Below are 12,197 nucleotides of genomic sequence, written 5' to 3'. Positions count from 1 at the left end.
TCTCGACTGATAGGAGCTTTCTAATAATAGTATTATTTTTTATATAGCAAGAGTTTAAACTTCTGATTCTAAAGATATAATCTGTTGAAATAAGGTCGAAAATATAGTTTATTTTTAACCGGTTGTTGACTATATAAGTAGTATGGTTGAGTAGAAAATTATGTTAATTATTGGCAAATAAAAGTATAATGTGAAAAAAATATTATTATATTTGCAATGAAATTAAAAATGTAATGATTACAATTTTATAATGAAACAGGAATTCATACACGGATATTTATTAAGTCATAAAATAAAGCCTTCTATGCAGCGGATTGCTATTATGGATTATTTGTTTGAGCATAAAGTACATCCGACAGTTGATAAAATATTTAATGATTTATATCCGCAAATTCCGACTCTTTCTAAAACGACGGTATACAATACATTAAAGTTATTTGCGGATCAAGGAGCTGTCCAAGTGTTGACGATCGATGAGAAAAACACTCGTTTTGATGCAGATATTTCTCAGCATGGGCATTTTAAATGTAAGATTTGTGGAGAAATATATGATTTACCAAAAGAGTATTTTAGTATTATACCTACGGGAAAAGTAGGAGAGTTTGAAGTTGATGAAGTTCAAGTTTATTATAAAGGCTATTGTAAAAAGTGTCGTCAATGACGACCTTTATTGAATAATTATATCTTAAAACTTAATTAGGAGGAATTGAATTATGAAAAAGAAATGGATTTGCACAGTATGCGGTTATGTACATGAAGGTGAAGAAGCTCCCGAATTTTGTCCGCAATGTAAACAACCTAGAAGCAAATTTAAAGAAGTTGTGGAGACTGAAGGAGCTCTTCAGTTTGCAGACGAACATAGAATTGGTGTCGCAAAAGGAGTAGATGCTGAGGTATTAGAAGGATTGAAAGCTCATTTTAATGGAGAATGTACAGAAGTTGGTATGTATCTTGCTATGAGTCGCCAAGCTGATCGCGAAGGTTATCCTGAAGTGGCAGAAGCATATAAGCGTATTGCTTGGGAGGAAGCTGAACATGCTGCAAAATTTGCTGAACTTTTAGGTGAAGTAGTATGGGATACCAAAACAAATCTAAAGGCTCGTATGGATGCAGAAGCCGGAGCATGTGAAGATAAAAAAAGAATCGCTACTCGTGCTAAAGAATTGGGATTGGATGCAATACATGATACTGTTCATGAAATGTGTAAAGACGAAGCTCGTCATGGTAAAGCATTCGAAGGTTTGTATAATAGATTCTTTAAGAAATAAATTTTTCTATTTTAACAAGGATTTCTCTATATAGACATAACTTGACAATCGGGAACATTTATCTATAACTTACACAATAGATGTTCCCGATTATTTATTGAGGGAATCAGCTTTGAATTCTATAAGTTTCTTTTGCAAGTCAAGTTTGATTGTGTGGAGTTCCCTTTTTATCGTTCCCAGAGGTAAATTCATTTCTTGAGCTATTTCTTCATATTTATATTTTGACATATAAAGTCCAAATATAACTTTCTGTTTGTCATTATTTATACTGGAAATAACTTTATTTATAAATTTATAATCGTATAAATAATCTGTTCTATCTGGTCCCATGATATTATCCGCAATTTCGTCTAAATCAATGAACGTGTTATTATGAACAGATTCTTTTCTATATTTGTTTATGAATAAATTTTTCATTATGGTAAATACCCAAGATTTAAAATTTGTATTTTCTATAAACTTTTCGTGGTTTTCTAATGTTTTAAGGATAGTATCTTGAAGAAGGTCTTTTGCATCATCGTCGTTTAATGTTAGAGAATATGCAAATTTTAAAAGCTGGTTATGTAACTTTAATAGATTATCGGCTACGAGTATGAATGACATTGGTACTAAAATTAAAGGGTTTTGTTTTATTTATTAAAAAGAGCCTCCGCCGAAAAAAGTCGTCTCACTTACTTTTAGGCACATAACTATTGCGTGCACAGCGGAGGCTTTATATCCTTCTTCTGCACGCATAGCATGTTTCTAAGTAAATGAGACGATACAAATTTAATGATAAATATCCATTTACAAGAGTGAAGGACAAAAATCTTTTTTATTAAAGAGATTTTTTGTTTTTAATTTGATAGGAATAAAAAATTTTAATGAGCTCCGTTAGGCGCTTGGGGAATACGGAAACAAATTATTAATTTATATCTTTTTGATATATTAAAAAGATATTTTACTTTTTTGCCCATTCTCAGATAATATTACTTTCGATATTAGCTCCAAATTCTTTTGCCTTTTTGAGAATATTTTGGGCTAATTCAGGTTTTATATTTTTAGGTGCGTATCTGAAATATACTTCCGCAACTCTTACATGAGCAGCATCAGGCATTGGGTATGCTCGTTGTTTTGATAATCCGAAATCAGAGCCTGAAAGTTCTTTTCTTTTTTCCGTACTTAATTTGTCTGATACATTTTCTATATTTAGAACAAAGAGAATTTACATAATGATTGATAATCTCGATATTTTTAATGAATTTATGATATTAGAATAATATTTCGAAAAATATAATAATGAATATGGATAATACATTTTTGAGAAAGAAATTTCGTTTCTATATAAAACTTTTGTATTGTACTGGATAATTTGGATGATAAGCATGAAAGTAAAATGATATTTTTGACTGAGATTTTAAGATAATTCAAAATATTTCTATATACCGGAAATTATGTGTTACATAATAAATCAAGGAATTTGTAATTATAAAACTTTTTGCATAAATAGTTGTTATTGATTTTAAAATCAAAATGTTTATTGGTATGAGCCGTCGTATGGAACTTGAAAAGGAGATAGAGATAGCGCAGAATAATATTGAGAAAGCTACACCTGATACTCCTAAGGAAGTAGTAGATGCTTGGAAAAAAGAGTTGGATAGTTTAGCTTTTGAGTTAAATAATCTTTATGATGACGATGAATTGGAAGATTCTTAAAATAGTGTAGTATAAAACTAAAAAATATGATATATTTAAACATTTGAAAATTATATATTTAGTTTTCGTATAGTTAATAAATGAAGAAAAAAAGCTTTGATAAATTTGGCAGTTAAAATTATTGCACTACCTTTGCAACGCATTTGAGAATTGATGCACATATAATAGGAGATTCGCTAGCTCAGCAGGTAGAGCACAACACTTTTAATGTTGGGGTCCTGGGTTCGAGCCCCAGGCGGATCACAGGAATATCTGACAATAAATGTACAACTCCTACAATACCTTAATATTGTAGGAGTTTTTTTGTATAAAGTGCGTGGCCTGTCTACTCTTTAAAATTCAGTGATGTCCAAAATTGTTGATGTGCTGTTCTGATTTGTTCATATAATTTATTAGTTTTGAGATTTATATTCGGTAGGAGTGATTCCTGTAATGCGTTTAAATAATCTGCTAAAATGTTGGGATGAAGGGAAGCCTAAATCTTTAGCTATCTGGTTATAAGATTTGTTTGTTTCTAATAGTGATTTTTTTGCTATATTTATACATTTTATTTGTATATATTCATTCATTCTCATTCCGGTTTCATGTTTTAATAAATCTTCGAGATACGTATCAGACAGAGACAGTTGTGAAGCACAATATTTTGTCATAGACACTCCGAAAGAATTTATTTGTCTGTTGAGAAGAACATTTTCAATGATTTTTTCGATTTTATTTATAATTTTTTTGTTGATTTCACTCCGTGTGGTAAATTGTCGTGTGTAAAATCGTGTACAATAATCCAAAAGTATTTCAATATATTTAGATATAAGCGCTTTACTATAAATGTCTATAGACCAGAGAAGCTCCTTTTCTATATCTTCCATACACCTACAGATATTTTTTTGTTCGCGGAAAGAGAGGTGCAATGCTTCACTTTTTTGGTAATTGAAAAATGTGTAATTGCTGATATTCATTCCCAATGAAGTTCCTGTAATAAATTCGGGATGGAAAGTCAATAACCAGCCTTTTGAATGAAAAATTTCGGCTCTTTCTTTTATTTCTATTGTTTCTCCAGGAGAAAAGAAGAGAATAGTACCGTCAGAAAAATCACACTTTTCCCGTCCATAAATAAAACTTTTGCAAAAACTTTCATTTAATAGTGCTGCATAAAATCCCACCTTTAGACAATCTAATTGTCCCCAATTTTTAGAAGAGAGGTTGATGGTACTTACTAAAGGGTGAAGAGTTTTTTCCCCTAAAATGCAATTACACTGATGTACCGTATTTAGATTTAATGTATCTGTTTTCATTTTATGTTATGTGTAGTCTTTACACAAAAAATCTTGTTACATCTGTAATTTTCTATATTCATTGGGCGTGTAACCTACATTCTTTTTAAATATGCGATTAAAGTGTTGTGAATATTGAAAGCCTAAATCAAAAGCTATCTGACTGATGTTTTTTTCTGTTCCGATTATCATTTCTTTTGCCAAATCAATAATTTTGTTTTGTATATATTCTTGTGCGGTTTTTCCCGTTTCTTTTTTTATTAGGTCTCCAAAATAATTGGGAGATAGAAATACTTTGTCTGCAAAATATTTTACAGAAGGAAGGCCGTCTGTTTGAGGAGCATTACTTTGAAAATAGTCGTCAAGTAAAGCTTCGAATTTTACTAATACATCTTTGTTTTTTTCTGAACGTGTAATAAATTGCCGTTCATAGAAACGCATGCAATAGTCTAGTAAAAGTTCTATATTTCTAGAAATAAGACGTTTACTATGTTTGTCAATTGGATGATAAAGTTCCAGTTTTATTTTTTTTAGGCAATCTAAGAATATTTCTTTTTCTTCTTCTGATAAATGTAATGCTTCGGTTGAGGCATATGAGAAAAATGAGTAATGTTTTATTTCTTGTCCTAAAGATGTGCCCTTAATCAAATCGGGATGAAATAGTAAGCCATGAGCATCGGGCTGTGTTCCTTCGGCCATTTCTGTCTTCACGACCTGTCCGGGAGCGAAACTGGTAACTGTTCCTTCTTGGTAGTCATATATTTGTCTTCCGTAGCGAATATCTCCACATTTTGTATTTTTTAGAAAAATGGCATAAACGCCATAGTTCAAAGTAAAATGTGTCGGAAATTGTGATGCTTCTGACAAATCGACGACACTGACTAACGGATGTAATGTTTCAAGGTGAAACAGTTTGTTGTATTGGTCTACAGTATCCAATTTGATTACTTCACTCATATAGTTCAAATTTTTGGTGTGGTACAAATGTAGAGAATAAAATTATATTATATATATTGTCCTATTGATAATCAGTAAATAAGTTACAAATGTCTGTAATATATACACAGCCATTGTTATTGCTGTATTACTCTATTGAACGAAGAAACTTTACGAAATAGGATGCAAATAAATGTGGATATGTAGACAGAGATGTGAAATTCTGTATTTAAAATAAGGGTTGGCTGATTTGGTAGAAAAATAGAATAAAAATATGTTCTATTTAGAATGAAAATGGAATTATTTCTTAAAGATAGAACATAAAAACGTAAAGATTGACCTTGTAGGTGGTAGATTATTAGTCTTCCTTTGTAATTATTTTTATATTATATAATAAACTTACTTATGAATAAAAAATTTACTTTTATTATTGCAGTGTTGTTGGGAGTAATGAGTGTCACTTATGCTCAGACTATAAAAGGTGATTTTGATGCTCCTTGGGTGAAAGATACAAACGGTAATGGTGCATTGCCAGGCATGTATTTGCGTCCTGGCATTCAGCCACAAGGATGGGAAGCATCGAATGTACATCAGAAAGTTCTTATATCTGTTCAAGAGACGCTTGTTACTCCGGATGATGATTGTTTTGGAAAGAGTGATGGTTTTTCTGTAAAGATGGAAAATAAATCGGTAGGTGCAGTGGGTATTACTTCTCCTGCACCTGGATATATAACTTTAGGTATTCCTTGGGTTTTTGCCGTAGCATCTCTTGACCAATGTGATGGAGGAACAGTTGGGGGTATTGAATTTACAGAACGTCCAGATTCTTTAGTAGGATTTTATAAAAGGACGTTGGCAGAAAGTTCGAAACCGGAAGATGCTCTTATTTTGGCTTATTTATGGAAGGGAACATGTGTATCGACGGTTCCGGTAAATCCGACAGGAGGGTTTTCTTCGAAAGAAACAACAGAGGTAAAAGATCAGGATATATGTATTCTTGGTAAAAAATCTCCTGATAGTGGGAATGCTCAACTTATTGGTAAAGCTGAGTATGTCGTTACTGGAGAATTGAAGGATTGGAGTCGTATTTCAGTTCCGGTCGAATATGAGAATGGAAATATGCAAACTCCGGAAAAGGCGAATATCATCATTTCTGCCTGCAATTATTGGACTCGTAGTAATATTGGTTCTGGAAATGCTCTTTGGGCAGATGATGTAAAGTTTATTTATAATACGAAATTAAAATCAGTAACTTTAGGTGGAGAAATGTTGGAAAATTTTGATGAGGACGTTTTTGAATATTATCTTCCTTATGCTGATAAGGATAAAGATTTAAATGCTTGTCCTTATGGAGCGACAGCTACAGTCAAGGTAGAGGAGACAGGAGATTCTGAAGCTATTGTTAAGACTGTAATTGTGACATGTAACGAGACAGCTGGGAAAAAGCAGTTGACTTATACGTTCACATTTAGAGGAAAAGAGGCAACAATAACTAATCCGACGGAGGAACCAAGTTTTACTTATGGTGATAATATCGATAATCTTGGATTTATATCTAATAGTCCGGCTCCGTTTGTATATTCCTCAGATAACGAATCTGTAATCAAATATGATGAGCAGAGTGGTTCTTTGGTAGCAGTCGGGGTAGGGACAGCTAAAATAACCGCTTCCCAAAGTGGTACGTCGTCATATTCATCAGCCAAATCCGAGCCCTTGGTTGTGACGGTAAATAAGGCAAAATTGTTAGTTTCGGTAAAAGATGCGTGGTGTGAACGAGGAATATCGGTAAGCGATACATACCTTAAAAGTGGAAATTGTGGATATACTATAGTTTACGAAGGATTTAAAAATGGGGAGGATGAAGCTGTATTGTCTGCACCAGTGAAAGTTACCAGTAAGGCTTCGAAAGAGCCGGAAGTTGTCGGAGCTATCCGTTCAGTGTCTCTTTCAGGAGCAGAAGCAACTAATTATGATATTAGTTATGCACCAAATCAGACTCTTATAATAACAAAAACAACATTGTCTGTTTATGTAGAATATGCAGGTAAAAGTCTTAATACAAGATATGATTATAAAGAGATAGTAGCTCCGGTAGGGCTTGATAAATGTCCGTTACGTGTTTCATTTACGGGATTCCAGTATGACGATAATGTAACTTCGGTGTTTGGTGAAAACTTGCCTGTTGCAAATTGGAGTATTACTAAAGATGACCCCATAGGAACAGAGGGTACGGTTTCTCTTTCTATCCCGGAGATGGAGTATGAGAATTATGTGGTGAAAAATTGTATTCCGGATGATGGTAAAGTGATTGTAAAAGCAGCTCCGAAATTGGAAATTGCTGAGACGGAATTGGATGTAGTTTATGGTGAAGAACCTGTAACATTAACCATTGCTACTGATGAAGGAACAAAAGTATCTTATAAGAATAATGATTATGACATTGCTTCTGCACTTTCTGGGAAAGTGACGTTTAAACAAGCTGGAGAGACTTCTATTTTTGCTTATATTTCTCCCAAAGGAGATTTTTCAGGAATAGAGAAAGAAATAAAAGTAAAAATTGCGAAGGCTCCTTTAACGGTTAAAGCAAAAGATGTAAATCTTATAATTGGTAGTGATGTTCCTGAAATATTCGAGCTGGAGTATGATGGATTGGTCAATAATGATGACAAAGAGAAAGCATTTACAGTATTACCAACAGCGATATTGGAAAATGGACTTCCTTCTTCAGTAAAAGTGGGAGATATATTCAATATTATAATAGTTCCTGGAGAGTCTTCCAATTATAATGTCGATTATGTAGATGGTATTTTGACAATTGTCGAAAATACAAGTATTGAAAAATTAAATACGAATCAGGAGATATGCATATATACTACCGAAAGGAATCTTTATATTAAAGGCAATACGGAAAAATTACCTGTAAGTATTTATAATATGCAAGGTTTATTAGTGGCGAAATATGATGGGGATAGAGATGTAATTCCTTTAGAACTTGTTGAAGATGCGGTGTATGTAGTTAAGGTGGGAGCCTATGTAACTCGCATATTAATTAAATAGATGATTTTTTGATGTAATGAAAAGACCCTTCTAATTTGATAGAGGGGTCTTTTTATTATATGACTTTTAGACCAATAATCGAGATAATCAATGTTGTGATAAAAAATAGGCGTCCGAATGTTATAGGTTCATGAAAAAGAAAAATCCCCACCAATACGGTACCTACTGCACCTATTCCGGTCCATACAGGATAGGCGGTGCCTAATGGTAGCGTTTGTATTGCTTTGGCTAAGAGACACATGCTTAATATAACTGATGCAATAAATCCGATTCCCCACAGATAAAATTCTGTCCCTGCAGATTCTTTTGTTTTACCCAGACAAAAAGTGAAACAAACTTCTAATAATCCAGCTATAATCAATATAATCCAATTCATTTATTGTTTCTTTTTATATGTTTGATGTTACAAAGTTAGTTGAGGAATTTGTATATTTACTTTACATTTGATAAGAAATAATTATATAAAAAACAGCGTGGCAATTACTTTGGTATCTTTGTCGCGGATAAATTGGAGATATGGATATATATGAGATTATAAATAAGATATATTTGATGCCTGAAGCTTCTATAAATAAATTAATGACGAGCTTGTCGACTGTAGTTTATCCCAAAGGGTTTCGAATATTAGAAGCGGGTAAAATAGAAAGAAACGTATTTTTTATAAAAGAAGGGATTGTAAGAGCTTATGTTCTTGTGGATGGAAAAGAGGTGACTTTTTGGATTGGTCGGGAGGGTGATACCATAGTATCATTAAAAAGTTATGTAAATAATCAATGTGGATATGAGACCGTAGAGTTAATGGAAAATTCTGTTTTGTATGTATTGGAACGTAATGATTTATATGAATTGTTTAAGGAAGATATACATATAGCTAATTGGGGGCGAAAATTTGCTGAGTTAGAATTTTTGCAGACAGAAGAAAGACTTATTTCATTATTGTTCTCAACTGCGACAGAGCGATATATAACTCTATTAAAAAATAATTCAGATTTGCTACAAAGAATACCGTTGGAATGTCTTGCTTCTTATTTGGGAATTACACCTGTGAGTTTAAGCAGAATAAGAGCAAAGATGAGGCAAATCCGATGAAATGAAACTGTAATATATAGATTATGATATAATATATATAATAAAAGTACGGAGGTTAATTTTTTCTGTTAGTACTTCTTTTATCTTATTCTGAACATATATGAGAGAGCGATAAGTATATTCTTATTCGAGGAAGTAGCAAAATAATCTTTTTTACGGTTTTTAAAAAAGTCTCCTAAACCAAAGTAGTATCTACTTTCTAAAAGGAAACTACTTCTCAATATTCTAAATTCTAAGCCTGCACCGGCAGTAATGCCATAATCGACCTTGTTGGCTATTGGCATGGTATATTGTTGGGTTTCACGATTGGATGAAGTAAATGTTGGAGGATTATTTATATCGAAATTGCTTTTGTAGGAGTCAGATATAAAGAATCCTACTTGTGGCCCTAAATTTACAAATCCTCTGAAAAATTTATTTCCAAAAAAGATATGGCTCATAAAAGGAATTTGGATATAATTCATCTTTCTTGAAAATTGATATGGTTCGTTTTCAAAATCTTCTTTCCAACCTTGTTGTGAAAAATTAGCTTCGACAATAAATCCGAAATGTTTTTCTTCGATATATCTGAAGGATAATCCACCCATATAACCGAGTAAAAGCCCTTCTTGTACTTTGGGTTGAAATGTAGTATTTGACAAGTTGGTACCAAATTTTACTCCAACCGAAATTTCAGGTCTGTAGTGTCTTTGTGCAGAAACTGATTGTATATTTAATGTGCATAACAATAAAAATAATCCAATTATATTGTTTTTCATCTCAATTTTTGTTTATTTAATTGCGATACGTTCGATTGTATAATAGGGTGTAAAATGTACAAAATACAAGCTTTTATTTATGAACCCGCTCCAGCTATTAATACGTCTGAACTTGAAATCTGTTTGCAAACTGTTTGATGTCATATTCTCGATTTCCTTGTCGATATTTTTTCCATATCGGTGCAATGCTGTCAGAAAATATATTCCGGTGTCGAAACCTAATAGACCGTATTTCGGATTAGCGTTAATCATATCTTTATTATACCAATAATGGAAATCCCGATCGAAATTTTTCATATCTGTATCAGTAGGTACAGCATAAAATCGGGTAAAAATATAGGTATTTAATTTATAGTAGCTGTCTAAATAGTCTTTTGTATAAGTTTGCCATTCAGGGTAACCAAATAGAGTAATACTCAGGTCTGGGCGAGAATCAGACAATTTGCTTAATGGTGCAACGATACGTCCTACGATACTCCGATTTCCACTGGAAGGGACAATTACAATATCTGTTGGCGTTGTAGTTGGAAACAAGTTCCCAACTGTTATATCTATTGTGTTGGTGATACTTATTTCGGAATATGCTATATTTTGATGAACAAGTTCTTTTTTGAGTTCTGTTGTAAAATCTTTTTTATCATCGTTATCGGGGGTACTATTTACAAAAACTATTTTTTTATGTTTGAATCTTTTGATAAATTCAGCTATAGTTTCGGCATACAGATAAGAATGTGGAATATTAGTTTGAAATATTTTAGAATTTTGATTGACATCTTCATTTTTTAGAGAAAAAGCATTAACAATATTTATGTCGTTTTTTTCTGCAAAATCAGCCACCGTACTCAGGTAAGAGTCATTGACAGGACCAATAATTAAATCCATATTCTTAAATTCCGGAGAGTTGATAATTTGATTTACTCTGTTTTTAGAATTATTGGTGTCATAAGCATAAATATTGATATTGGCTCCTTGTTTCCTCATGCTATCAACAGCTAAGAGAAAGCCTTGGTAATATTCCGTGTATAGAGAATTTTTGACGTCTTCAGGATGGTTCAGCATAAATGGGAGCATGATAGCTACATTTATTTGTCCTGTTTGGGTGATAGGATTCAGTTTCGAATATATTTGATTTAGGGTAGTAGCCTCGGCTATTACAGATTCTTCTTTTGTAGGTACATGGGTAAATACGGGTATTTTTAATTTGTCACCCTGTTCTAATTTGGAAATTGTAGGATTGGCTTTGACTATGTCACTAACCTTTATATCGAATTTTTGAGCGATGCTGTATAAAGTTTCTTTTCGTTTTACTGTATAGTCTTTATATTGCATTTGGGGTTGATGACTGGCAATTTCCGGTTCTCCGTCGCATGGCATGATACGAATTACTTTTCCTATAGTAAAGTTATCCGGAGATAATCCCGGATTATCTTTTAATATGGATTCTACACTGGTATGATAACGGCGAGCTAAGGAAAATAATGTTTCTTTGGCTATTACAGTATGATATATATATTGGTTGTTATCAGAAGATGCTTTTTCTGTTTTTTGATAGGCATAATTTTGAGGAATTATTAAAACTGCACCGGCTTTTATTCCATTTTTAGCCTCCGGGTTTAATGCTATGATGGATTGGGGCGAAACATTATACATTCGGGCTATAGAGTACAATGTTTCTCCGGAAGAGATGGTGTGCTTGAACTCACTTTCGGCAATATTTGTTTTGGGGAAATTAACACCTTTTATGGGTATTAATAATTCTTGCCCGCTTTTTAACCCATCTTTAGCACTTGGGTTGTATTTAATAATCTCTTCTTTGGTGACGTTGAATTTCTTACAAACTGAATAAAAACCTTCAGCACTGTTTACTGTGTATTTATAAAATTCTGGAGGATTGTTGTAATTTTGAGCCTTTATTACGCTTAAATACATAAATCCGAGAATAAAAATGAAAAAATGAGAAATATGAATTGATTTCATAAAATTTACATTTAAATAGCTGAGTATATCATTCAGCTTGAAAGGACAAAGGTAAGAAAAATTCTTTTTGGTGACAATTCATTCTTTTGAGTAAGAAATTTTAATCTCTTTTGTGATTTTTCCCTGCTTATTACTATTTCCGGTCT

Annotated in this window: 12 protein-coding genes and 1 tRNA gene; 6 read left to right on the top strand and 7 right to left on the bottom strand. The window is 32.5% G+C overall.

Annotated features, from left to right (window positions below; translation table 11 throughout):
• The first annotated feature begins 304 nt into the window (after positions 1 to 304).
• Both Cop2CBH44_RS04150 and Cop2CBH44_RS04145 read left to right on the top strand, forming a co-directional pair.
• The gene (locus tag Cop2CBH44_RS04150; RefSeq protein WP_021930435.1) at positions 305 to 661 is read left to right on the top strand and encodes a Fur family transcriptional regulator; all 357 of its coding nucleotides are present in this window, start codon (positions 305 to 307) and stop codon (positions 659 to 661) included.
• 52 nt (positions 662 to 713) lie between these two features.
• Positions 714 to 1,268 (top strand): NADH peroxidase, encoded by a 555-nt coding sequence (locus Cop2CBH44_RS04145; RefSeq protein WP_021930436.1) that lies wholly within the window; start codon positions 714 to 716, stop codon positions 1,266 to 1,268.
• Between the two features lie 90 nt (positions 1,269 to 1,358).
• Here the strand turns inward: Cop2CBH44_RS04145 and Cop2CBH44_RS04140 are convergent, their stop codons facing one another.
• On the bottom strand, positions 1,359 to 1,871 hold the full coding sequence (locus tag Cop2CBH44_RS04140; protein WP_200755588.1) for an RNA polymerase sigma factor: 513 nt from the start codon (positions 1,869 to 1,871) through the stop codon (positions 1,359 to 1,361).
• Positions 1,872 to 2,226: 355 nt separating this feature from the next.
• Entirely contained in the window at positions 2,227 to 2,454 is a 228-nt protein-coding gene (locus Cop2CBH44_RS04135) for a hypothetical protein (RefSeq protein WP_200755916.1), read from the bottom strand.
• A gap of 338 nt (positions 2,455 to 2,792) precedes the next feature.
• Between Cop2CBH44_RS04135 and Cop2CBH44_RS04130 the strand changes: the two genes are divergently transcribed.
• Positions 2,793 to 2,963: a hypothetical protein gene (locus Cop2CBH44_RS04130; RefSeq protein WP_200755587.1), complete on the top strand. Its 171-nt coding sequence runs from the start codon at positions 2,793 to 2,795 to the stop codon at positions 2,961 to 2,963.
• A 170-nt stretch (positions 2,964 to 3,133) separates the two neighbouring features.
• Positions 3,134 to 3,206: transfer RNA gene (locus Cop2CBH44_RS04125), tRNA-Lys, on the top strand.
• 149 nt (positions 3,207 to 3,355) lie between these two features.
• Here Cop2CBH44_RS04125 and Cop2CBH44_RS04120 read toward each other — a convergent pair.
• Positions 3,356 to 4,255, bottom strand: a complete 900-nt coding sequence (locus tag Cop2CBH44_RS04120; protein WP_021930441.1) for a helix-turn-helix domain-containing protein — start codon at positions 4,253 to 4,255, stop codon at positions 3,356 to 3,358.
• A gap of 36 nt (positions 4,256 to 4,291) precedes the next feature.
• Positions 4,292 to 5,191 carry a helix-turn-helix domain-containing protein gene (locus Cop2CBH44_RS04115; protein ID WP_021930442.1) on the bottom strand — a complete coding sequence of 300 codons (900 nt, stop codon included), beginning with the start codon at positions 5,189 to 5,191 and terminating at the stop codon, positions 4,292 to 4,294.
• Between the two features lie 384 nt (positions 5,192 to 5,575).
• On the opposite strand from Cop2CBH44_RS04115, the gene Cop2CBH44_RS04110 reads away from it, so the two are divergent.
• Complete coding sequence (locus tag Cop2CBH44_RS04110; RefSeq protein ID WP_021930443.1) at positions 5,576 to 8,227, top strand: MBG domain-containing protein; 2,652 nt, start codon at positions 5,576 to 5,578, stop codon at positions 8,225 to 8,227.
• Between the two features lie 55 nt (positions 8,228 to 8,282).
• On the opposite strand, the gene Cop2CBH44_RS04105 is transcribed toward Cop2CBH44_RS04110, so the two are convergent.
• Positions 8,283 to 8,603 (bottom strand): DMT family transporter, encoded by a 321-nt coding sequence (locus Cop2CBH44_RS04105; RefSeq protein ID WP_021930444.1) that lies wholly within the window; start codon positions 8,601 to 8,603, stop codon positions 8,283 to 8,285.
• A 140-nt stretch (positions 8,604 to 8,743) separates the two neighbouring features.
• On the opposite strand from Cop2CBH44_RS04105, the gene Cop2CBH44_RS04100 reads away from it, so the two are divergent.
• On the top strand, positions 8,744 to 9,316 hold the full coding sequence (locus Cop2CBH44_RS04100) for a Crp/Fnr family transcriptional regulator (RefSeq protein ID WP_200755586.1): 573 nt from the start codon (positions 8,744 to 8,746) through the stop codon (positions 9,314 to 9,316).
• An 80-nt stretch (positions 9,317 to 9,396) separates the two neighbouring features.
• On the opposite strand, the gene Cop2CBH44_RS04095 is transcribed toward Cop2CBH44_RS04100, so the two are convergent.
• Both Cop2CBH44_RS04095 and Cop2CBH44_RS04090 read right to left on the bottom strand, forming a co-directional pair.
• Positions 9,397 to 10,074, bottom strand: coding sequence for a porin family protein (locus Cop2CBH44_RS04095; protein WP_021930446.1), 678 nt, complete (start codon positions 10,072 to 10,074; stop codon positions 9,397 to 9,399).
• Positions 10,075 to 10,086: 12 nt separating this feature from the next.
• A complete protein-coding gene (locus tag Cop2CBH44_RS04090) occupies positions 10,087 to 12,051 on the bottom strand; it encodes a PBP1 and LysM peptidoglycan-binding domain-containing protein (RefSeq protein ID WP_200755585.1) in 1,965 nt (654 codons plus the stop codon).
• Positions 12,052 to 12,197 lie beyond the last annotated feature (146 nt).

The sequence above is a fragment of the Coprobacter secundus subsp. similis genome, assembly GCF_015097275.1.
Taxonomy (GTDB): domain Bacteria; phylum Bacteroidota; class Bacteroidia; order Bacteroidales; family Coprobacteraceae; genus Coprobacter; species Coprobacter secundus.
The sequence above is the reverse complement of the archived record's forward strand: the minus strand, read 5'-3'. Positions and strand labels throughout refer to the sequence as shown.